This window comes from Staphylococcus sp. AC872, assembly GCF_979255425.1.
Genome location: NZ_CEEDKW010000005.1, coordinates 154,035 through 178,698, shown reverse-complemented (window position 1 = coordinate 178,698; position 24,664 = coordinate 154,035). Strand labels below are relative to the sequence as shown.

General features: G+C 32.3%; 18 protein-coding genes and 1 riboswitch. Of the genes, 17 read left to right on the top strand and 1 reads right to left on the bottom strand.

Annotated features, from left to right (window positions below; translation table 11 throughout):
• Positions 1 to 242: 242 nt before the first annotated feature.
• From ystJ to pyk, 5 genes are all read left to right on the top strand, one after another.
• The gene (gene ystJ / locus ACZ267_RS09590) at positions 243 to 1,472 is read left to right on the top strand and encodes an NADP-dependent malic enzyme (protein ID WP_079449033.1); all 1,230 of its coding nucleotides are present in this window, start codon (positions 243 to 245) and stop codon (positions 1,470 to 1,472) included.
• A 177-nt stretch (positions 1,473 to 1,649) separates the two neighbouring features.
• A complete protein-coding gene (gene accD / locus ACZ267_RS09585) occupies positions 1,650 to 2,507 on the top strand; it encodes an acetyl-CoA carboxylase, carboxyltransferase subunit beta (RefSeq protein WP_002465452.1) in 858 nt (285 codons plus the stop codon).
• A complete protein-coding gene (locus tag ACZ267_RS09580) occupies positions 2,507 to 3,451 on the top strand; it encodes an acetyl-CoA carboxylase carboxyltransferase subunit alpha (protein ID WP_002465450.1) in 945 nt (314 codons plus the stop codon). Before accD ends, ACZ267_RS09580 begins: the two co-directional genes overlap by 1 nt.
• A 177-nt stretch (positions 3,452 to 3,628) precedes the next feature.
• Positions 3,629 to 4,597 carry a 6-phosphofructokinase gene (pfkA, locus tag ACZ267_RS09575; RefSeq protein WP_002465451.1) on the top strand — a complete coding sequence of 323 codons (969 nt, stop codon included), beginning with the start codon at positions 3,629 to 3,631 and terminating at the stop codon, positions 4,595 to 4,597.
• Positions 4,598 to 4,616: 19 nt separating this feature from the next.
• A complete protein-coding gene (gene pyk, locus ACZ267_RS09570) occupies positions 4,617 to 6,374 on the top strand; it encodes a pyruvate kinase (protein ID WP_079449032.1) in 1,758 nt (585 codons plus the stop codon).
• A 272-nt stretch (positions 6,375 to 6,646) separates the two neighbouring features.
• Here pyk and ACZ267_RS09565 read toward each other — a convergent pair whose 3' ends face one another.
• Complete coding sequence (locus ACZ267_RS09565) at positions 6,647 to 8,005, bottom strand: amino acid permease (protein WP_015364915.1); 1,359 nt, start codon at positions 8,003 to 8,005, stop codon at positions 6,647 to 6,649.
• Positions 8,006 to 8,353: 348 nt separating this feature from the next.
• Between ACZ267_RS09565 and ACZ267_RS09560 the strand changes: the two genes are divergently transcribed.
• The 12 genes from ACZ267_RS09560 (at position 8,354) to thrS (ending at position 24,402) form a co-directional block, all read left to right on the top strand.
• The gene (locus tag ACZ267_RS09560) at positions 8,354 to 9,472 is read left to right on the top strand and encodes a citrate synthase (RefSeq protein WP_002467394.1); all 1,119 of its coding nucleotides are present in this window, start codon (positions 8,354 to 8,356) and stop codon (positions 9,470 to 9,472) included.
• A gap of 56 nt (positions 9,473 to 9,528) precedes the next feature.
• Positions 9,529 to 10,797 carry an NADP-dependent isocitrate dehydrogenase gene (icd, locus tag ACZ267_RS09555; RefSeq protein ID WP_002452219.1) on the top strand — a complete coding sequence of 423 codons (1,269 nt, stop codon included), beginning with the start codon at positions 9,529 to 9,531 and terminating at the stop codon, positions 10,795 to 10,797.
• Between the two features lie 261 nt (positions 10,798 to 11,058).
• Positions 11,059 to 11,769, top strand: a complete 711-nt coding sequence (locus ACZ267_RS09550; protein WP_002467392.1) for a response regulator transcription factor — start codon at positions 11,059 to 11,061, stop codon at positions 11,767 to 11,769.
• Positions 11,769 to 13,463, top strand: a complete 1,695-nt coding sequence (pnpS, locus tag ACZ267_RS09545) for a two-component system histidine kinase PnpS (protein WP_015364916.1) — start codon at positions 11,769 to 11,771, stop codon at positions 13,461 to 13,463. The genes ACZ267_RS09550 and pnpS overlap by 1 nt, the downstream gene beginning before the upstream one ends.
• A gap of 153 nt (positions 13,464 to 13,616) precedes the next feature.
• Positions 13,617 to 16,247 carry a DNA polymerase I gene (gene polA, locus ACZ267_RS09540; protein ID WP_079449031.1) on the top strand — a complete coding sequence of 877 codons (2,631 nt, stop codon included), beginning with the start codon at positions 13,617 to 13,619 and terminating at the stop codon, positions 16,245 to 16,247.
• A 14-nt stretch (positions 16,248 to 16,261) separates the two neighbouring features.
• Positions 16,262 to 17,134 (top strand): bifunctional DNA-formamidopyrimidine glycosylase/DNA-(apurinic or apyrimidinic site) lyase, encoded by an 873-nt coding sequence (gene mutM, locus ACZ267_RS09535; protein WP_002466023.1) that lies wholly within the window; start codon positions 16,262 to 16,264, stop codon positions 17,132 to 17,134.
• 15 nt (positions 17,135 to 17,149) lie between these two features.
• The gene (gene coaE / locus ACZ267_RS09530) at positions 17,150 to 17,752 is read left to right on the top strand and encodes a dephospho-CoA kinase (RefSeq protein WP_002466017.1); all 603 of its coding nucleotides are present in this window, start codon (positions 17,150 to 17,152) and stop codon (positions 17,750 to 17,752) included.
• A gap of 259 nt (positions 17,753 to 18,011) precedes the next feature.
• On the top strand, positions 18,012 to 19,037 hold the full coding sequence (gene gap / locus ACZ267_RS09525; RefSeq protein ID WP_002466024.1) for a type I glyceraldehyde-3-phosphate dehydrogenase: 1,026 nt from the start codon (positions 18,012 to 18,014) through the stop codon (positions 19,035 to 19,037).
• Between the two features lie 285 nt (positions 19,038 to 19,322).
• The gene (gene nrdR / locus ACZ267_RS09520; protein WP_002451763.1) at positions 19,323 to 19,793 is read left to right on the top strand and encodes a transcriptional regulator NrdR; all 471 of its coding nucleotides are present in this window, start codon (positions 19,323 to 19,325) and stop codon (positions 19,791 to 19,793) included.
• Positions 19,794 to 21,176, top strand: a complete 1,383-nt coding sequence (locus ACZ267_RS09515) for a replication initiation and membrane attachment family protein (RefSeq protein WP_002466027.1) — start codon at positions 19,794 to 19,796, stop codon at positions 21,174 to 21,176.
• Complete coding sequence (gene dnaI / locus ACZ267_RS09510; RefSeq protein WP_015364918.1) at positions 21,177 to 22,097, top strand: primosomal protein DnaI; 921 nt, start codon at positions 21,177 to 21,179, stop codon at positions 22,095 to 22,097.
• 367 nt (positions 22,098 to 22,464) lie between these two features.
• Complete coding sequence (gene thrS / locus ACZ267_RS09505) at positions 22,465 to 24,402, top strand: threonine--tRNA ligase (protein WP_019235947.1); 1,938 nt, start codon at positions 22,465 to 22,467, stop codon at positions 24,400 to 24,402.
• A gap of 50 nt (positions 24,403 to 24,452) precedes the next feature.
• Positions 24,453 to 24,626, top strand: a riboswitch (Lysine riboswitch).
• Positions 24,627 to 24,664 lie beyond the last annotated feature (38 nt).

The following is a 24,664-nucleotide window of genomic DNA, read 5'->3' as shown; positions in this document are numbered from 1 at the left end:
CTATTTGTTTGTAAATGTCATTATCTTATTCATTGATTAATGATAAAATATGAATGATCAGCAGAAAAAATAATTATAAAAGTAGTGACTGATAATTAAATCATTGCTAGTTTTAATTCACTCTAGAACCTGTAGGTAAGCAATTCATTATTATTAGAATGTGAAAACGTATTATAATAATAAACGAATGATAACTAGCATCATCTAATTCTTATAACTAAATAAATAGGGGTTGATTTTTGATGTCTTTAAGAGACGAAGCACTAGAAATGCATAAAGAAAACCAAGGTAAATTAGAAGTAACACCTAATGTTAAAGTTACTAATAAAGAAGAATTAAGTTTAGCCTATTCACCAGGTGTTGCTGAACCATGTAAAGAAATTCATGAAGATGAAAGAAAAGTATATGACTATACAATTAAAGGTAATACAGTAGCGGTAGTTACTGATGGAACAGCAGTATTAGGTTTAGGGAACATTGGCCCGGAAGCTAGTATTCCTGTTATGGAAGGTAAAGCTGTATTATTTAAAAGTTTTGCTGGTGTGAATGGTGTGCCTAATGCACTTGATACAACAGATACTGAGGAAATTATTAATACAGTTAAATTAATCCAACCCAATTACGGTGGTATAAACTTAGAGGATATCTCAGCACCACGTTGCTTTGAAATTGAAGAACGATTGAAAAAAGAAACAAATATTCCGGTTTTCCATGACGATCAACATGGAACAGCAATAGTCACAATGGCAGGATTAATCAATGCTCTTAGAATAGTTGATAAAGATTTATCAGATATCAAAGTAGTTCTAAATGGAGCAGGTGCAGCAGGAATAGCTATTGTGAAGCTATTATATTCTTATGGTGTTAGAAATATGGTTATGTGTGATTCAAGAGGTGCTATATTTGAAGGCAGAAGCTATGGCATGAATGATACGAAAGAATATGTCGCTAAATGGACAAACAAAGATAAAACTGAAGGCGAGCTTAGCGAAGTCATTAAAGATGCTGACGTATTTATAGGTGTATCTATAGCAGATTTACTTTCTAAAGAAATGGTAGAGAGTATGGCCAAAGATCCAATTATATTTGCAATGGCAAATCCTAATCCTGAAATCAATCCGAACGATGCTAAAGACGCTGGTGCCAAAGTTGTTGGAACTGGACGTTCAGATTATCCAAACCAAATTAATAATGTATTAGCTTTCCCAGGTATATTTAGAGGTGCATTGGATACTGAAGCAACCCATATTAATGAAGAAATGAAAAAAGCTGCAGTAGAAGCAATTGCAGACTTAATCGACAGTAAAGAATTAGAACTGAATTATTGCATTCCTGGACCATTTGACAAACGTGTTGCACCATCTGTAGCTCGCGAAGTTGCCAAAGCGGCGATGGAATCAGGAGTAGCTCGAATTGAAGTTAATCCACAAGATGTGTATGATAAAACAATGAAATTAACAGACTTAAAATAATATTGATAAATATATTCATATAGAATATTATATTTGGATGAAGTTTAAATATAACGACATTTATAACGTGTAGGTTACAAATGTCGTTATAGTACTTTATCACTATACATAATTATAAATGCTTCATGAGTATAAATTTAATCCTTATAAAGGTCAGAGGTTTTTGGAGGTTTTCCTATGTTTAAAGATTTTTTTAATCGAACAAAGAAAAAGAAATATCTAACAGTTCAAGATTCTAAACAAAATGATGTGCCAGCAGGAATCATGACTAAATGTCCTAAATGCAAAAAGATCATGTATACCAAAGAATTAGATGAGAACCTAAATGTATGCTTTAATTGTGACCATCATATTTCATTATCTGCGTACAAAAGAATCGAAGCGATTTCGGATGAAGGTACATTTAATGAATTTGATAAAGGCATGACATCTGCTAATCCTTTAGATTTTCCTGGATACATTGAAAAGATTGAAAAGGATCAGAAAAAGACAGATCTAAATGAAGCAGTTGTTACTGGAACTGCTAAATTAGAAGGAATTGAATACGGTGTAGCAGTAATGGATGCACGATTTAGAATGGGTAGTATGGGATCAGTTGTAGGTGAAAAAATTTGTCGAATTATTGATTATTGTACTGAACATCGTTTGCCGTTTATTTTATTCTCTGCTAGTGGTGGCGCTCGTATGCAAGAAGGTATTATTTCATTAATGCAAATGGGTAAAACGAGTGTGTCATTAAAAAAACATTCTGACGCAGGATTATTATATATTTCATATATCACGAATCCTACAACTGGTGGCGTGTCTGCAAGTTTTGCATCAGTTGGCGATATTAATTTAAGTGAACCCAAAGCATTAATTGGTTTTGCTGGACGACGTGTTATTGAACAAACCATTAATGAAAAATTACCTGAGGATTTCCAAACTTCAGAATTTTTATTAGAACATGGTCAACTCGATAAAGTGATACATCGTAAAGATATGAGAACAACACTTGCAAATATATTAAATCTACATCAAGAGGTGAAAAGCTAATGCTTGATTTTGAAAAGCCACTTTTTGAAATTAGAAAGAAAATTGATTCGTTGAAAGAATCTCAAGAAAAGAATGATGTTGATTTACAAGAAGAAATCGATATGCTTGAAGCTTCTTTAGAACGTGAAACAAAAAAGGTTTATACAAATTTAAAACCATGGGATAGGGTACAAATAGCTAGATTACAAGAAAGACCAACATCCTTAGACTATATTCCTATGATATTTGATTCTTTTATAGAATTACATGGAGATCGTAACTTTAGAGATGATCCAGCTATGATTGGCGGTATTGGTTATTTAAACGGTAAAGCAGTTACTGTTGTTGGCCAACAACGTGGTAAAGATACTAAAGACAATATATATCGCAATTTTGGTATGGCTCATCCAGAGGGATACCGAAAAGCATTAAGACTTATGAAACAGGCTGAAAAGTTTAATCGACCAATATTCACATTTATTGACACGAAAGGTGCATACCCTGGTAAAGCAGCTGAAGAAAGAGGTCAAAGTGAATCGATTGCCACTAATTTAATAGAAATGGCTTCTTTAAAAGTACCTGTCATTGCAGTCGTTATTGGTGAAGGTGGAAGTGGTGGTGCCCTTGGTATTGGTATTGCTAACAGAGTATTAATGCTTGAAAACAGTACATACTCTGTAATTTCTCCAGAAGGTGCAGCAGCATTACTATGGAAAGATAGTAATTTAGCTAAAATTGCTGCAGAAACAATGAAAATCACAGCACATGACTTACATGAATTAAATGTAATAGATGATGTGATTAATGAGCCACTTGGCGGTGCACATAAAGAAATAGAAGTTCAAGCACAATCTATTAAAGATGCGTTTGTTGCTCATTTAAATGAATTAGAACAACTTGATAAAGAACAATTAGCTGAAGATCGCTTTAATAAATTTAGAAATATTGGTTCTTTTATAGAATAAGAGGAATAGAGTAGTAGTCATTTTATAGACTATTGCTCTATTTTTATTATCGTTAAAATAAAAGTCATAATTAAAAACGTTTACATCAATATAAGTCCTTTCTTTTGATGGAAGTAGTAAAAAATTTGTGGTAATTTAGAGTTGAAGATAAATCTAGTTATAGAAAGGTATGTCGTCATGAAGAAAATTGCAGTTTTGACTAGCGGTGGAGATTCACCGGGGATGAATGCTGCCGTTAGAGCAGTTGTACGTACAGCAATTTACAATAATATTGAAGTTTATGGTGTATATCACGGTTATCAAGGATTAGTAGAAGATGATATTCATAAACTTGAATTAGGATCAGTTGGAGATACTATCCAACGTGGTGGGACATTCTTATTCTCAGCAAGATGTCCTGAATTTAAAGAAGAAGAAGTACGTAAAGTTGCTATTAACAATCTACGTAAAAGAGAAATTGAAGGCTTAGTAGTCATTGGCGGGGATGGCAGTTACCGTGGCGCTCAACGTATAAGTGAAGAGTGTAAAGAAATACAAACCATTGGTATTCCTGGTACAATTGATAATGATATTAACGGTACTGATTTTACGATTGGATTCGATACAGCACTTAATACGATCATTGATTCAGTCGATAAAATTCGTGATACAGCATCAAGTCATGCTAGAACATTTATCGTTGAAGTAATGGGTCGTGATTGTGGTGACTTAGCACTATGGGCAGGCTTATCTGTAGGAGCTGAAACGATTGTCGTACCAGAAGTTGATACAGATATTAAAGAAGTAGCTGAAAAAATTGAGCAAGGTATCAAACGTGGTAAAAAACATTCAATCGTTATGGTTGCTGAAGGATGTATGAGCGGTCAAGAATGTGCTGATGAATTAAGTAAATATATTAATATTGATACAAGAGTATCAGTATTAGGACACATTCAACGTGGAGGTAGCCCTTCAGGAGCTGACCGTGTTTTAGCATCTAGATTAGGTGGTCATGCCGTTGAATTATTAAAGAAAGGTGAAACTGCCAAAGGTGTTGGTATTAAACATAACCAATTAACAGCGACACCATTCGATGAAATATTTGGTCATTCAACTCATAAGTTTGATCAACAAATTTATCAACTAGCTAAAGAGTTATCTATATAAATTTCAGGAGGATTTTAAAATGAGAAAGACTAAAATTGTATGTACTATTGGGCCAGCTTCAGAATCAGAAGAAATGCTTGAAAAATTAATGAATGCTGGTATGAACGTGGCACGTTTGAACTTTTCACACGGAAGCCATGAAGAACATAAAGGTAGAATTGATACAATTCGTAAAGTTGCTAAACGTTTAAATAAAACAGTAGCTATCCTTTTAGATACAAAAGGACCAGAAATTCGTACACATAACATGAAAGATGGCATCATCGAATTAGAAAAAGGTAAAGAAGTTATTGTAAGCATGACAGAAGTTGAAGGTATTCCAGAGAAATTCTCTGTAACTTACGACAACTTAATTAACGATGTTCAAGTAGGTTCATATATTTTATTAGATGATGGTTTAGTTGAATTACAAGTTAAAGACATTGACCATGATAAAGGTGAAGTTAAATGTGACATCTTAAATAGTGGTGAATTAAAAAATAAAAAAGGTGTTAACTTACCAGGTGTAAAAGTAAACTTACCAGGTATTACTGACAAAGATGCAGACGACATTAGATTTGGTATCAAAGAAGATGTAGATTTCATCGCAGCAAGCTTCGTTCGTCGTCCAAGTGACGTTTTAGATATTCGTGAAATCTTAGAACAAGAAAAAGCAAATATTACTATTTTCCCTAAAATTGAAAACCAAGAAGGTATCGATAATATCGAAGAAATTCTTGAAGTTTCTGATGGTTTAATGGTAGCTCGTGGTGATATGGGTGTTGAAATTCCACCTGAAAAAGTACCAATGGTTCAAAAAGACTTAATTAGAAAATGTAATAAATTAGGTAAACCAGTTATCACAGCTACACAAATGCTTGATTCCATGCAACGTAATCCACGTGCAACTCGTGCAGAAGCGAGTGACGTGGCTAACGCAATCTATGATGGTACAGATGCAGTAATGTTATCTGGTGAAACAGCTGCTGGTTTATATCCAGAAGAAGCAGTTAAAACAATGAGAAACATTGCAGTATCTGCTGAAGCTGCTCAAGATTATAAAAAATTACTATCTGACAGAACTAAATTAGTTGAAACATCATTAGTGAATGCAATTGGTATCTCAGTGGCACATACAGCTTTAAACTTAAATGTTAAAGCGATTGTAGCAGCAACAGAAAGTGGTTCAACAGCGCGTACAATTTCTAAATACCGTCCACATTCAGATATTATTGCTGTAACACCAAGTGAAAAAACTGCACGTCAATGTGCTATTGTATGGGGTGTTTATCCAGTAGTTAAAGAAGGACGTAAAAATACTGATGCATTATTAAATAATGCAGTAGCAACTGCTGTTGAAACTGAAAGAGTTCAAAATGGTGATTTAATCATCATTACTGCAGGTGTACCAACAGGTGAAAAAGGTACAACAAATATGATGAAAATCCACTTAGTTGGAGACGAAATTGCTAAAGGTCAAGGTGTAGGTCGTGGTTCAGTAGTAGGTACTGCTGTTGTCGCTGATTCTGCAAGTGATTTAAAAGGCGTTGATCTAAGTGATAAAATTATCGTTACTAACTCAGTAGATGAAACATTAGTACCATACGTAGATCAAGCTATTGGTTTAATTACTGAAGAAAATGGTATTACATCTCCAAGTGCTATTGTTGGTTTAGAAAAAGGTATACCAACAGTAGTGGGTGTTGAAAATGCTACTAAAGAAATTAAAGACGATATGTTAGTTACTGTAGATGCAGCAAATGGTAAAGTATTCGAAGGATATGCTAACGTACTTTAATCATTAACACATTAATTAAATAGATTGATGATGAAATTAGAATCACCACTTCCAAATATAATTGTTTGGAAGTGGTGATTTTGCTATTTAACCAGTTTGTCATAAAATCAGTTCACTTTTCTAATATCTAAATGAGATAAATATGTATGGTGGGGCTATGGAAGAAAAATTTAGATTGTATGTAAGTGTGTGATATTAAATAAAAAAAGCCAGTAAATGATTTGATGATAAATCATTTACTGGCTAATTATTTACTTGTTTAAAGTTTAACGTTATTTAGATTCTGTACTTGCTTTTTTATATCTCCAATACATTAATCCTAATAATACAAACCATAAAGGTGTTAAATAAATTGCGCGTCTAGTTGTTTCATTAACAAATAGTAAACCGAATACTAAGATAAAGAATAATAAGATGACGTAGCCCATATATTTACCACCAGGTAATTTATATGTAGACGCCTTGTGTAATTCTGGATTTTTACTACTGTAATTAATATAAGCAATGATAATTAACGCCCATACGATTAGGAACAATACTGTAGATAATGTTGTTACATATGTGAACACCAATGTTGCATCTGGGAAAATGTAATTCAATAATGCTGCAATTAATAGTAATGCAGAAGATCCAATAATTGCTACATGTGGCACACCGTTTTTGTTTGTCTTGCTAAATGCAGGTGGTGCCTGTTTATTATCAGATAATCCGAACAACATTCTACTGTTTGAGAAAATACCACTATTACATGATGATGCTGCAGCAGTTAATACAACAAAGTTGATTAAACCAGCTGCAAATGGAATACCAATAAGTGTAAATAATTTAACAAATGGACTATTATCTGGGTCGACTTTATCCCAAGGAATGATTGACATGATCACTGCTAGGGCACCGACGTAAAAAATTAAAATTCGAATTGGTACGCTGTTAATTGCCTTAGGAATAGTTGACTCAGGATCCTTTGTTTCACCGGCAGTTACACCAATCATTTCGATACCAACGAACGAGAACACTGCCATTTGGAATGACATGAAGAAACCTGATGCACCTTTAGGGAATATACCGTGGTTATATAGATTAGTTAAACTTGCATGTCCAAATTGTGTTTTGTATGCAAATAAAATCATAATAGCACCAACGATTATTAACCCTATAATGGTTACAATTTTAACAATCGAGAACCAAAACTCTAATTCTCCAAATAACTTAGCACTTAACAAGTTAAATGACATTAAAATAAGTACACAGAATAATGCGCTAATCCAGTTAGGTATATGTGGGAACCAGAAACTAACATATTTAGCTACTGCGGTAACCTCTGCCATACCAGTTATTATCCAACATAACCAATATGTCCACCCAGTAACAAATCCTGCAAATGGACCTATATATGTATTAGTTACGTCCGCAAAAGATTTGAAATTTGTGTTTTGAATAATAATTTCGCCTAATCCACGCATAAACATGAATAGCATGAATCCAATAAAAATGTACGTGAGTAGTATTGAGGGACCCGTCATGGCAATCGTTTGTCCAGCGCCCAGGAATAATCCTGTCCCAATAGCGCCTCCAATGGCAATTAATTGCACATGGCGATTGCTCAATTCTCTTTGTAGATTATCAGCCATAAGACCTCTCCCTTACTTTTAGATAATTATATTATGCACTTAAATCGCTTTTTATACAATTTATTTATTAAAAAAGTGTTAAAATACACTTCGAGATAATTAGCAATTTATAATCAAGCATGATAACCAAATAAAAACTTTGTATTCAATTTAATTTTCAAAATAATTTAAAAGGCCAAAATGTTGGTTTCATGGTACTTAGAACATTTTTAACATTTAAGTTATATATGAATCAATACCAAACTTACATATATATAGTAATTTATTTTGTTTCACAAAAACTTAATAATTAGCTATAATACTAGTTGAAAGCCATTTCATAAAGAAATAGTAAAGGGGAAATTTATCATGGCAGAATTACAAAGAGGTTTGGAAGGGGTAATTGCAGCTGAAACTAAAATCAGCTCAATCATCGATAGTCAATTAACATACGCAGGATATGATATTGACGATCTTGCAGAAAATGCCCAATTTGAAGAAATCATCTTTTTATTATGGAACTATAGATTGCCAACTAAAGACGAATTACAAGAACTTAAATCAAAATTATATGAGTATATGACACTTAATCCTAGAGTGTATAAACATTTTGAAGAGTATGTAACTGACAAAGTACATCCAATGACTGCATTACGTACTTCAGTATCATACATTGCTCATTTTGATCCAGACGCTGAAGATGAAGCAGATGAAAAGAAATATGAAAGAGCAATTCGTATTCAAGCAAAAATCGCATCATTAGTAACAGCATTTTCACGTGTACGTGAAGGTAAAGAACCATTAAAACCAAATTCAGATTTAAGCTATGCTGGAAACTTCTTATACATGTTAAAAGGTGAATTACCTACTGATATTGAAGAAGAAGCATTTAACAAAGCATTAATCTTACATGCTGATCACGAATTAAATGCATCAGCATTCACAGCTCGTTGTGCAGTATCTTCTTTATCTGATATGTATTCAGGTATTGTAGCTGCTGTTGGTTCATTAAAAGGGCCTTTACATGGTGGTGCTAATGAACGCGTTATGGCTATGTTATCTGAAGTAGGTTCATTAGATAATGTAGATAACTATTTAGACGAAAAAATAGCAAATAAAGAGAAAATTATGGGCTTCGGTCACCGTGTATATAAAGAAGGCGACCCTCGTGCTAAATATTTACGAGAGATGAGTAGAAAAATTACTGAAGAAACTGGACAAAGTGAATTATATGAGATGTCATTAGCTATTGAAAAACGTATGAAAGAAGAAAAAGGATTAATTCCTAACGTTGATTTCTTTAGTGCGACTGTTTATCACAGTATGGATATTCCACATGATTTATTTACACCAATCTTCGCAGTAAGTCGTACATCTGGTTGGATTGCACACATTCTTGAACAATACAGAGATAATAGAATCATGCGTCCAAGAGCAAACTACATTGGTGAAACGAATCGTAAATATGTTCCTATTGAAGAAAGATAATCAAATCATCTATAGTATTAGGTGAATTTAAACAAATTACTTGGAGGTCAAATTTTATGACAGCAGAAAAAATTACTCAAACTAAAGATGGATTAAATGTACCAAACGAACCAATCATTCCTTTCATTATCGGTGACGGAATTGGACCAGATATTTGGAAAGCAGCAAGTCGTGTTATCGATGCTGCAGTTGAAAAAGCTTATAATGGTGAAAAACGTATCGAATGGAAAGAAGTTTTAGCTGGACAAAAAGCATATGACAATACTGGTGAATGGTTACCACAAGAAACTTTAGACACAATTAAAGAATATCTAATTGCTGTTAAAGGGCCATTAACTACACCAATTGGTGGCGGTATTCGTTCATTAAATGTAGCATTAAGACAAGAATTAGATTTATTCACTTGCTTACGTCCTGTACGTTGGTTCCAAGGTGTACCGTCACCAGTTAAACGTCCTCAAGACGTAGATATGGTTATTTTCCGTGAAAATACTGAAGATATCTATGCAGGTATTGAATTCAAAGAAGGTACGCCTGAAGTTAAAAAAGTGATAGATTTCTTACAAGATGAAATGGGAGCAACTAATATTCGATTCCCTGAAACTTCAGGTATTGGTATTAAACCAGTTTCTAAAGAAGGTACTGAAAGATTGGTTAGAGCTGCTATCCAATACGCAATCGATAACAATCGTAAAGCAGTAACTTTAGTTCACAAAGGTAACATTATGAAATTTACTGAAGGTTCATTTAAACAATGGGGTTACGATTTAGCTCATAATGAATTTGCTGATCAAGTATTCACTTGGCAACAATATGATGAAATTGTAGAAAAAGAAGGTAAAGATGCTGCGAATGAAGCTCAATCAAAAGCTGAACAAGAAGGTAAAATTATTGTTAAAGACTCAATCGCTGATATCTTCTTACAACAAATCTTAACTCGTCCATCTGAACATGAAGTTGTTGCTACAATGAATTTAAATGGTGACTATATTTCAGATGCGTTAGCTGCCCAAGTTGGAGGAATTGGTATTGCACCAGGTGCAAATATCAACTACGAAACAGGTCATGCTATCTTTGAAGCTACTCACGGAACAGCGCCTAAATATGCTGGTTTAAACAAAGTAAATCCATCTTCTGAACTATTAAGTTCAGTATTAATGTTAGAACATTTAGGATGGCAAGAAGCTGCTGATAAAATTACAGACTCTATTGAAGCAACAATTGCTTCTAAAATTGTTACTTATGACTTCGCTCGTCTAATGGATGGTGCGACTGAAGTATCAACTTCTGAGTTTGCTGACGAATTAATCAAAAACTTAAAATAATAGATGTTATTAAAGTAAACGGATTGGGAAACCAATCCGTTTTTTTATTAAGTTTTTGTAAATTCCTAGTGTTTTAATATCATTTTTTATAAAAAAATGATAGTTTAATTAATGAAATGACAATATTAATCCAATGTTACCTTAATATAAGTAGCATATTAAATGGATTGTTAAGTTTATGTAAATTTGATGTGTAGGTATGTTATTTGTATTTAAACATCAGTTATAATAAACATGTAATTTAAATGGGGGAGGCACATCATGTCACAAAAAGTATTAGTCGTTGACGATGAACAATCGATCGTTACGTTACTTAAATATAATTTAGAAACAGCTGGATACATAGTAGAAGTAGCCTATGACGGTGAAGAAGCACTACAAAAGGTTGAATCGTCTCAACCAGATTTAATTGTATTAGACGTCATGTTACCGAAAAAAGATGGTATTGAAGTTTGTAAAACAATTAGATCTGATAAAAATTTAGTACCTATTCTTATGCTAACTGCTAAAGATGATGAATTTGATAGAGTATTAGGTTTGGAACTGGGTGCTGATGACTATATGACTAAACCTTTCTCACCTAGAGAAGTCGTGGCAAGAGTTAAAGCAATATTAAGACGTTCACAATTTGTAAATGAAGTCGAGCATAATGAGACGGATGATGAGGATATTATTATTGATTCAATTCGCATTCGTCCTGAATTTTTCGAAGTATATAAAGATGATGAGTTATTAGAACTCACACCAAAGGAATTTGAATTATTACTTTATCTTATTGAACGACAAGGTCGTGTCATTACAAGAGAACATATGTTGAATTCTGTATGGAATTATGAGTTCGCTGGTGATTCTCGTATCGTTGATGTCCATATTAGTCATTTGAGAGACAAATTAGAAGAAAACCCTAAACAACCTAAATTGATTAAAACTGTAAGAGGATTAGGCTATAAATTGGAGCGTCCTAAAAGTTAATGTTGAAATTTCACCATCGTCTTTTAATATTAATTAGTACCATTACGATTATTAGTTTTATAGGTTTAGGTGCTATTGTCCACAACATGATTTATCAAACATTAACTCAAAATCAAACTAAAGAACTCGAAAAAGAAGCACGTAACTATGTTAGTTTATATAATGATAATAAAAAAAGTGAAATTAAAAATATTGCAAATAATCAAGAAAATATCATCGTTATCAAAAAAAATGATAAAGTGATATTTACGACAAATAAAAAAGAAAAAATAGATAAACGCATAGATAACGAAGCTAATCCTTCACAGTTAATTCATAAAAATACAAAACTTGGTTTGAAGTATACTTTCAAAAGTCAAATTGATGATAAAACTGTTTACATAAGTGGTATTAATGATGAAATATTAGACCTGCAAAAAGAAATGTGGAAGTATCTATCAATTGTAGGTGTGATTGTATTAATCACAGTTTATCTAGCTAGTAGAAGTATCAACCGTACATATATTCGACCTATAAATGAAGTGACATATGCTACGTCATTACTAGCAGATGGTTATTATCATGTTCGTGTACCTGAAAGTAATGTCAAAGAGACTAAGGCTTTGTTTGTAACAACCAATGAGCTTGCTAGACGTCTACAAAAATTAAATAACAGACAAAAAATTCAATCTAATAGATTGAAAACGACATTGGAAAATATACCTAGTTCAGTGCTAATGATTGATAAGCATGGTGAAATTGTCGTGGCAAACTCGGCATACTATGAAGTATTTAGTCCGGATCAAAGTGTGGAAAATAAAAGTTATATTGGTTTTATAAATGATAAAATCGAAAAATTAATCATGGAAAGTTTTAGAACTGAGAAAGTGATTTATGAACAGATTGAAGTAGATATTAATAATGTTCACACAAAATATTTTGATGTATCATGTGTACCAATTCTTTCTAAATCAAAGAAAAAGCTACAAGGTATGGTTGTTGTATTACATGATATTACTAATTTGCAAAAGTTAGAAAATCTACGTCGAGAATTTGTAGCAAATGTATCTCATGAACTTAAAACACCAATTACTTCAATTAAAGGATTCGCTGAAACGTTAATTGAAGGTGCGAAAAATGATGAAGATTCGCTTAATATGTTCTTGAATATCATCTTGAAAGAATCAAACAGAATTGAATCACTTGTGATGGATTTACTAGATTTATCCCATATTGAACAACAAAATGAAATTACAACGAGTTATATGAATTTATCAGAATTAGCTTATACAACGATAGATAATTTACAAAATCAAGCTCAGAATAAAAATATAACAATTGAATCTAATATTGAACAGGACGTTATTTTCAAAGCAAATGAAAATAAAATTGCTCAAGTTATTACGAATTTATTGTCAAATGCTATCAATTATTCAACCAATGATAATAAAGTCATAGTAAGTGTGTATCGTGAAGGTAAAAAAGTAAACTTAGAAATTCAAGACTTCGGTATAGGGATTAGTGCTGAGGAACAGAAACATATTTTCGAAAGATTTTATCGAGTTGATAAAGCACGAAGTAGAGATTCTGGAGGTACTGGGTTAGGATTATCAATCACTAAGCACATTGTTGAAGCACATAATGGAAGAATTAGTGTAGTTAGTCGCTTAAATGAAGGTTCGACCTTTAAAGTGACGTTTATTGATGAAGATTAAAAATATTAAGAACCACACCCTATTGATTGAATTCATATAGGTATGTGGTTCTTATTTTAGTTATATGAATTGTGAGGCAATGGTACTTTATGTTTAATGACCATACATTGTTTATGCTAAAATATATTTAAATATGTGCTGGAGGTTTATAACGTGAATAAATTAGTATTAATTGATGGTAATAGTTTAAGTTTTAGAGCATTCTATGCTTTGCCATTACTTTCAAATAAGGCAGGCATACATACAAATGCAGTATATGGCTTTGCGATGTTACTAGAAAAAATTCTTAAAGAAGAACAACCTAATCACTTTTTAGTGGCGTTTGATGCAGGTAAAACAACTTTCAGACATTCTAAATATAGTGAATATAAAGGTGGCAGACAAAAGACACCACCTGAATTAAGTGAACAATTTCCATATATTCGTCAATTATTAGATGCATATCACATAAAAAGATATGAATTAGAGAATTATGAAGCAGATGATATAATTGGTACTTTGAGTAGAGAAGCGGACAAAGCTGGGTTTGAAACTATCATTATTACAGGTGATAGAGATTTAACGCAACTCGCTACGGATCATGTCACAATTTACTATACTAAAAAAGGTGTAACAGATGTTGATCATTATACACCTGAATTTATCGCAGAAAAATATAATGGATTAACACCAAATCAAATTATTGATATGAAAGGGTTAATGGGTGATACTTCTGATAATATACCAGGTGTAGCTGGCGTAGGTGAAAAAACAGCGATTAAATTACTAAATCAATTCAATACTGTAGAAGGTGTCTATGACAATATAGAAAGTGTTTCAGGTAAAAAGCTTAAAGAAAAGCTTGAAAATAGTAAAGATGATGCTTTAATGAGTAAAGATTTAGCTACTATTAATGTTGAAAGTCCAATCGAAGTTAAATTAGAAGATACTAAAATGGATGAGCACTTAGATGAAACTGAAAAAATTGAGCTCTTTAAAAAATTAGAGTTTAATCAGCTATTAGCAGAAATAGATTCAGTAGAGGCAACACAAGAACAAAAAGATAAAACTTTTGAAGTTGAGTCGAATTTTGATCACATTAATTTTTCAGATTTAGATGAGGCAACCATTCATTTTGAACTAGAAGATAGTAATTATTTAAAAGACAATATATTAAAATTTGGACTTTATACTGGGGAACATCATGTTGTAATTAATGCAGATGAGATTAAGCAATTTTCAGATTTAGTCAATTGGTTAGAAAACCCCAATACAGCCAAAACTGTTTATGATGCTAAGAAAACTTATGTTGTTTCACATAGACTAGATATCGATATTCAAAACATCCAGTTTGATGTGATGTTGTCTAGTTATATCATCGATCCATCAAGAACGATTGACGATGTGAATTCAGTTGTTTCTTTATATGGACAACATTATGTGCAAGATAACGTGACTATTTATGGTAAGGGTAAAAAGCATCATGTACCAGAAGATGAGATCTTAAATAAGCATGTTGCATCAATAATTGAAGCGGTAAGTGAATCAAAAGCTGAAATGCAAAAACAGTTGAAAGAATATAACCAAGAATCATTATTAGCAGATTTAGAACTACCGTTAGCTGAAATATTAAGTGAGATGGAAGAGATTGGAATCTTTACTGATGTTAAAGATTTACAACAAATGGAGAAAGAGATACAAGAAAAGCTAGATGTTTTAATTAAAAATATTCACGAAGCTGCCGGTGAAGAATTTAACATCAATTCTCCAAAACAACTTGGCGTAGTGTTGTTTGAAACACTAGAATTACCTGTGATTAAAAAAACAAAAACGGGCTATTCTACTGCTGTCGATGTATTGGAACAGTTACAAGGCCAACACCCAATTATTGATTATATTCTAGAATATCGCCAATTATCAAAATTACAATCTACTTATGTAGAAGGATTACAAAAAGTGATTAGTGATGATCATCGTATTCACACACGTTTTAACCAAACATTAGCGCAAACTGGTCGCTTATCAAGTGTTGATCCAAATTTACAAAATATACCTATTCGTCTAGAAGAAGGTAGGAAAATTAGAAAAGCATTTAAGCCTACATCATTTGATAGTGTTATATTAAGTGCCGATTATTCTCAAATTGAATTACGGGTTTTAGCTCATATTACTCAAGATGAAAGTATGAAAGAAGCATTTATTAATGGGCATGACATTCATACTGCGACTGCAATGAAGGTTTTCGATGTGGAAGCGGATGAAGTTGATAGTTTAATGCGTAGACAAGCGAAAGCAGTTAACTTTGGAATTGTGTATGGCATTAGTGATTATGGGTTAAGCCAAAGTTTAGGAATTACACGTAAAAAGGCGAAAGCATTTATTGATGATTATTTAGATAGTTTTCCAGGAGTCAAACAGTATATGTCAGATATTGTGAAAGATGCTAAAGCACAAGGTTTTGTAGAAACATTATTACATCGTCGTAGATATATTCCAGATATTACTAGTCGTAATTTTAATTTAAGAAGTTTTGCAGAAAGAACGGCAATGAATACGCCAATTCAAGGTAGTGCGGCAGATATTATCAAATTAGCTATGGTGCAATTCAATAAGGAAGTACAACATACTGATTATCACGCGAAACTATTATTACAAGTTCACGATGAATTAATCTTTGAAGTTCCAAAAGATGAAGTAGCATCGTTTAGTAAGTTTGTAGAAGAAATTATGGAGTCTGCATTAAAATTAGATGTGCCACTAAAAGTTGACTCAAGTTACGGTGCGACGTGGTATGATGCAAAATAAAGGAAGGTTTGAATATGCCGGAATTACCAGAAGTAGAACATGTTAAAAGAGGAATTGAACCATTTGCCGTAAATACTACTATTAATAAAATAACTTTTTCTGAAAATGTAAAAAAAGGTAAAGAAGATGGACGAGAGACGATTATCAAAGGAATGACACTCGAAAGTTTTCGACGCTTAACAGAAGGCTATACAATTAACCAAATAGAGCGAAGAAGTAAATATATTGTATTTTATATTAATCGTGATGCAGAGCAACGTATTTTAATTAGTCATTTAGGTATGGCAGGTGGTTTCTTCGTTGTTAATCATTTAGAAGAGATTAATGTGCCTAATTATCGTAAACATTGGCAAGTTATTTTTGAATTAGATAATGGAAAAAAATTAATCTATTCAGATATTCGTCGCTTTGGGGAAATTAGAAATGTGAGTAGTTTTGATTCATATCCTTCATTTTTGAGCATAGCTCCGGAACCCTTTGACGAAGAAGCACTGCAACATTTTTTAGATTGTACGAATAAAAAGAATTATTCTAAAAAACCGATTAAACAAGTGATTTTAGATCATAAAGTTATATCTGGCTGTGGAAACATTTATGCATGTGAAGCGCTATTTAGAGCAGGTATTTTACCTAATAGACTAACACAAGAATTATCAAATCAAGAAAAAGAAATGGTGTTTTATCATGTTCGATCTGTATTAAATGAGGGTATTAAATACGGAGGAACTAGCATTTCCGATTATCGTCATGCTGATGGTAAAACAGGGGAAATGCAGTTACATCTGAATGTATATAAACAAAAATATTGCAAGGTATGTGGGCACTCAATTGAAACTCAAGTCATCGCATCTAGAAATAGTCACTATTGCCCGACTTGTCAGAAATAAAGGAAGCGTGAAAATATGTCAAAAGTAATAGGACTTACTGGTGGTATCGCATCAGGTAAATCAACTGTATCTGAATTGTTAACTGCATTTGGTTTTAAAGTAGTAGATGCTGATACAGCTGCAAGAGAAGCAGTTGCTAAAGGAACACCAGGTATAGAGAAAGTAAGAGAAGTTTTTGGCGATGAAGCTATTGATGAAAATGGTGAGATGGACAGAAAATATATGGGTGATTTAGTATTTAATTATCCAGGTGAACGTATTAAGTTAAATGAAATAGTCCATCCTATAGTTAGAGAAATAATGGAAGAAAAGAAGCAACAATTTTTAAAAGAAGGCCATAATGTTATTATGGATATTCCTCTTTTATATGAAAATGAATTGCAAGATACTGTTGATGAAGTATGGCTTGTTTACACATCAGAAAGTATTCAAATCGATCGTTTAATGGAAAGAAATGATTTAACTCAAGAGGAAGCAAAAGCAAGAGTATATAGCCAAATATCTATTGATAAGAAAAGTAGAATGGCAGATCATGTGATTGATAATCTTGGAGATAAACTAGAACTAAAGCAAAATTTAGAACGGTTGCTTAGTGAAAAAGGTTTTATCGAGAAATAATTCAAAAAGAGATTTTTATTAACCCTGAGACATTAATAAATGCCTTAGGGTTTTATTATGTGAATACTTACTTTAGAAATTTTCTGTTTTTTTAGTTTTGATAATCTTAAATTCATTGTTATTTAATAACTAATTCTTATTAAGTTTGATTAAAATTTGTATTTGTAAAGTTTTGGTAAACGCTTTCAAATGTAATTTATTATGTTATACTAATGCCATAAAGTATAACATATAAATTAATGGTCAAGGGGTGCTTTAAATGACAACGAATATAGCAATTAACGGTATGGGTAGAATAGGTAGAATGGTATTAAGAATTGCATTGAAAAATGAAAACTTAAGCGTAAAGGCAATTAATGCAAGTTACCCTCCAGAAACAATTGCACATCTTATCAATTATGATACAACTCATGGTAAGTACGATGAGAAGGTAGAAGCCATTGAAAATGGCATTCGTTATAAAAACCAAGATATCAAATTAGTTTCTGATAGAAATCCTGAAAACTTACCTTGGAAAGAACTTGATATAGATGTTGTCATCGAAGCAACTGGTAAATTCAATCATGGTGATAAAGCTATTGCACATATCAACGCAGGTGCAAAAAAAGTATTATTAACAGGTCCATCTAAAGGTGGCCATGTTCAAATGATTGTGAAAGGTGTCAATGATGATAAATTAGATGTTAATAAATTCGATATTTTCAGTAATGCATCATGTACAACTAACTGTATTGGCCCAGTTGCAAAAGTATTAAATGATGAATTTGGTATCGTGAACGGTCTGATGACTACAGTACACGCAATTACTAATGACCAAAAGAATATTGATAATCCGCATAAAGATTTGCGTAGAGCACGTTCATGTAATGAAAGTATTATTCCGACATCTACAGGCGCAGCTAAAGCATTAAAAGAAGTGCTACCTGAAGTAGAAGGTAAATTACATGGAATGGCATTAAGAGTACCAACTAAAAACGTTTCTCTTGTAGACTTAGTAGTAGATTTAGAACAAAATGTAACAGCTGATCAAATTAATGACGCTTTCAAAAATGCAAATTTAGATGGTGTATTGGATGTAGAAAGTGAACCACTTGTTTCAGTAGATTTTAATACAAATCCTAATTCTGCAGTAATTGATGCACAATCAACAATGGTTATGGGCGATAATAAAGTTAAAGTAATCGCTTGGTATGATAATGAATGGGGATATTCAAATAGAGTTGTTGAAGTAGCAGAGCAAATTGGTAAGTTGATAGAATCTCATAAAACAGTAGAAGCTGTGTAAAATTAATTTTTAAGAGACTGTCAGTCTAATCTTTAATATGAAGGTTAGATTGGCAGTTTTTTGTTCAAAATAAAATGTAGATGCCAAAGTTATCTAGAAATTAAATAGAAAAAAGTTGACTTTAACATCATTTTTGAAAATGTCACATTTTTTATTTAGGTTGTTATATTTAATGATATAAATTAGTTTACACTTTTAGACATATAATTTAAAAGGTGCTTTCTTTTGTAACGTGTGAATTTATAGTATAATTGAGCATAATCTAAATAGAAAAGGGTGACAATCATGAAATGCCCAAAATGTAATTCAACACATTCAAGAGTAGTAGATTCACGTCATGCAGAAGATGCGAACGCGATTCGTCGAAGAAGAGAATGTGAAAATTGTGGTACAAGGTTTACAACATTCGAACATATAGAAGTGAGTCCATTAATAGTAGTGAAAAAGGATGGAACTAGAGAACAATTTTTAAGAGAAAAAATCTTGAATGGATTAGTTAGATCATGTGAAAAACGTCCAGTGAGATATCAACAACTAGAGGATATAACTAATAAAGTGGAGTGGCAATTAAGAGATGAGGGGCATACTGAGATTTCATCTAGAGAAATTGGAGAACATGTAATGAACTTATTAATGCATGTAGATCAAGTTTCTTATGTTCGCTTTGCCTCTGTTTATAAAGAGTTTAAAGATATTGACCAACTGTTAGCTTCAATGCAAGGTATTCTGAATGATAATAAACGGAGTGATTTATAAATGGGGTTAAATTCCTTTGAATTAGGTTTAAGACCACAAGATAGTTTTGAAGTGATTCAAGATTTTTATTTAAATTCACAGCATCTTGAAATATTAAATCGACTGTTTACACCTTTAATTGGGCCTCAAGCAATTGGTTTATATCACTTTATGCATCAATTTTCAAATGATGTTGAGCAACCACTCACCCATTATGTCATTATGAATGAACTTAAAGAAAATTTAATCGACTTTAGAAATCAAATGGATTTATTAGAAGCCATTGGTTTGATGAAATCATTTGTAAAACATGATGAACAACAAACACATTTTATATATCAATTGATTCAACCTCCGTCACCATCTCAATTTTTCAATGATCCTATGTTATCTGTATTTTTATATAGTGAAGTTGATAAAAAAAGATATCAGGTTCTAAAGAAACATTTTGAACAAACTTTTAGAGATTTATCACAGTATCAGCAAACAACCAGAAAGTTTACAGATGTCTTTAAAGTACCCAATAGAATATTAGATATCGATACACAAAATATACCTAAAGCGAGTGAATATCAAGGATTGGATTTATCTAATGAATCTTTTGATTTTGATATGTTGAAACAGATGTTACATAACCATTTCATCTCAAATGAAATAGTGACAAAGGATGCTAAAAGTCTAATTGTTCAACTCGCAACTTTATATGGTTTAACGGCTGATGCGATGAAACATATTATATTGAATTCAATTACAAGTGCGCAGCAATTATCTTTTGAAGAGATGCGTAAACAGGCACGTTCTTATTATTTAATAGAACATGAAAATCAATTACCTAAGTTAGAATTGAATAAAAACATTAAACACAGTGACATTTCGACCCAAAATAATGAAATTCCTGATCCTGAAAATGACACGGAACAATGGCTTCAACTGTTAGAACAGACGAGTCCGATTGATATGTTAGCATCTTGGTCTGAATCAGAACCAACATTATCTCAAAAAAATATGATTGAAGAATTAATTCATAGAGAAAAAATGAACTTCGGTGTTATTAACATCTTATTACAATTTGTTATGCTTAAAGAAGATATGAAATTACCCAAATCTTATATTTTTGAAATTGCTTCAAATTGGAAAAAGAAAGGTATAACAACGGCTAAGCAAGCTTATGAATATGCCTTGAAAGTTAATCAACCTAAACCATCAAACGAGAATAAATCACAATCATATCAAGGCTATAATCGTAAAAGTAAATTGGTTTCTAGGGAGAAAACGCCTAAATGGTTAGAAGAAAGAGATAATCCAAACGCTACAGCACTTTCAAAAGATGAAAAAGACGATCAATTTGAAAAGGATAGACAAGCATTCTTAGAACAATTAAATAAAGATTGGGAGGAGGATTAGATGGAAAGCTTTAAGAATATTGTAGGTTCAAATAAAGATTTCGAAAAGAGAATTGCTAAAATACGTCAACAGGTTGTAAATGATCCTGATGTGAAGCAATTTTTAAATGAACACCAATCAGAACTAACCAATGCTATGATTGATGAAGACTTAAACGTCCTACAAGAATATAAAGACCAACAAAAGCACTATGATGGGCATAATTATAATGAGTGTCCTAACTTTGTTAAAGGTCATGTGCCAGAATTATATATTGAAAACGAACGCATTAAAATTCGCTATTTGCCATGTCCATGTAAAGTAAAATATGATGAAGAAAGACTTAATTCTCAATTGATTACATCACATCATATGCAGAGAGATACCTTAAATGCAAAAATTAAAGATATTTATACTACTGGACGAAATCGTTTGGATATTGCAATGCAAGTTAATGATATATGCAAAAAGTTAATTAATGGTGAAAATGTCAAAGGGCTTTATCTGTATGGACCTTTTGGTACTGGAAAGTCATTTATTTTAGGTGCTATAGCAAATCAACTTAAAGCTAAAAAAGTGCCATCTACAATAGTTTATCTTCCCGAATACATTCGTACACTAAAAGGTGGGTTTAAAGATGGTAGTTACGAAAGAAAACTACAAAGAATTAGAGAAGCCAACATATTAATGTTAGATGATATCGGTGCAGAAGAAGTAACGCCGTGGGTTAGAGATGAAGTTATTGGGCCTTTATTGCATTACAGAATGGTTCATGAATTACCCACTTTCTTTACTTCAAATTTAAGTTATGATGAATTAGAACATCATTTATCAATGACACGTGAAGGCGCAGAAAAAACAAAAGCGGCTAGAATTATTGAACGCATTAAAACATTATCCACACCTTATTTCTTGAAAGGTGAAAACTTTAGAAACAATTGATATTTTCATAAAATGTTGTATAATAGAATCAAATCTAAATCGTTGAAACTGTTGAAGACATGATAATTTAATCACTGTTACACAGAAAGCCGTTGATTGATGAGAATACGGTTAATATATTAAATTATTACTACTTTAATGCATGGTATTTGTAATGAATACTCGGCTCAAGACCGTTATCTTATGTAGAGAAGTCGTTAAATAACTTATTTTTAAATGAGTAAGGTTTTAACGCTTAACTAGGGTGGTACCACGACAATCTCGTCCCTGATTCAGGGGCGGGATTTTTTTATTTTCTCTACACTTTTACATTGATTTTTATTCAATAAGTCAACGATATGATTTTTATAATTTAGGAGGTAATAGTATGGATCAAATTAATATTCAATTTCCAGATGGTAATTCAAAGGCATTTGATAAAGGCACTACTACTGAAGATATAGCGCAATCAATTAGTCCAGGGCTACGTAAAAAGGCAGTTGCAGGTAAATTTAATGGACAAATGGTAGATTTAACACGACCGTTAGAAGAAGATGGTGAAATTGAAATCGTTACACCAGGTAGTGATGAAGCATTAGAAGTATTGCGTCATTCAACTGCACATTTGATGGCTCAAGCATTAAAACGTTTATACGGGGATGTTAAATTTGGTGTAGGTCCTGTCATCGAAGGCGGTTTCTACTATGATTTTGATACTGAAGAAAAAATTTCATCAGATGACTTTGAAAAAATTGAAAAAACAATGAAAAAAATTGTTGATGAGAATCATAAAATCGAAAGAAAAGTAGTTACTAGGGATGAAGCTAAAGCATTCTTCAAAGATGATCCATACAAATTAGAATTAATTGATGCAATACCTGAAGATGAAAATGTGACATTATATTCTCAAGGGGAATTTACTGATTTATGTAGAGGGGTTCATGTACCATCTACGTCTAAAATAAAAGAATTTAAATTATTATCAACAGCTGGCGCGTACTGGCGTGGAGATAGTAATAATAAAATGCTACAACGTATTTACGGTACTGCGTTCTTTGATAAAAAAGATTTAAAAGCACATTTAGAAATGTTGGAAGAACGTAAGGAACGTGATCATCGTAAAATCGGTAAAGATTTAGAATTATTTGCTAATAGTCAACTTGTTGGTGCAGGTTTACCACTATGGTTACCTAATGGTGCTACAATTCGTCGTGAAATTGAACGTTATATTGTGGATAAAGAAGTAAGTATGGGATATGACCACGTATATACACCAGTTTTAGCAAATGTTGATTTATATAAAACTTCAGGACATTGGGATCACTATCAAGAGGATATGTTCCCCCCAATGAAATTAGATGAGACAGAGGAAATGGTATTACGTCCAATGAACTGTCCACACCATATGATGGTTTATAATAATAAACCACATTCTTATAGAGAATTACCTATTCGTATTGCCGAATTAGGTACTATGCACAGATACGAAGCTAGTGGGGCTGTATCAGGACTACAACGTGTAAGAGGTATGACTTTAAATGACTCACATATCTTTGTTAGACCAGATCAAATTAAAGAAGAATTCAAACGTGTAGTTAACATGATTCAAGATGTATATAAAGACTTTGGATTCGAAGACTACCGTTTCAGATTAAGTTATAGAGACCCAGAAGATAAAGAAAAGTATTTTGATGATGATGAAATGTGGAATAAGGCTGAGAACATGATTAAAGAAGCGGCTGATGAATTAGGATTATCATACGAAGAAGCTATTGGTGAAGCGGCATTTTATGGGCCTAAATTGGATGTTCAAGTTAAAACAGCTATGGGTAAAGAAGAAACATTATCTACAGCACAACTAGATTTCTTATTACCAGAACGTTTTGAACTGACATATATTGGTCAGGATGGAGAACACCATAGACCAGTAGTGATACACCGTGGAGTTGTATCTACAATGGAACGATTTGTTGCATTCTTAACTGAAGAAACTAAAGGTGCATTCCCAACTTGGTTAGCACCGAAACAAGTAGAAATTATTCCAGTTAATTTAGATTTACATTACGACTATGCAAAATCAATACAAGATGAATTGAAATCTCAAGGCGTACGTGTTGAAATCGATGACCGTAATGAAAAAATGGGTTATAAAATCCGTGAAGCTCAAATGCAAAAAATTCCATACCAAATCGTGGTAGGAGATAAAGAAGTAGAAAACAATGAAGTAAATGTTCGTAAGTATGGTTCACAAGACCAAGAGACATTAGAAAAAGATGAATTCATCTGGAATTTAGTAGACGAAATCCGTTTGAAAAAGCATAGATAAACTTGAAATTTAAGCGCAGTTCATGTATATTACAAGTTAGTTAAATAAAAAGTTGAGTTAGAGGTTGCAATATTAAAGAGTCGCTTGTCAGAAGTCTTATGGGACGTATGTTGAACAAGTTAAAGGTAATATTGCCGAAACAAGTGATAACCATAATTATGATTTGTTGGGACAGTTCTCGAAAGAAACTGTACTGTCACAGAATGTGATGTGCTACCTTATATAGATAAAAGCAAAGTGGTTGCATATCTTAAAGGTATGT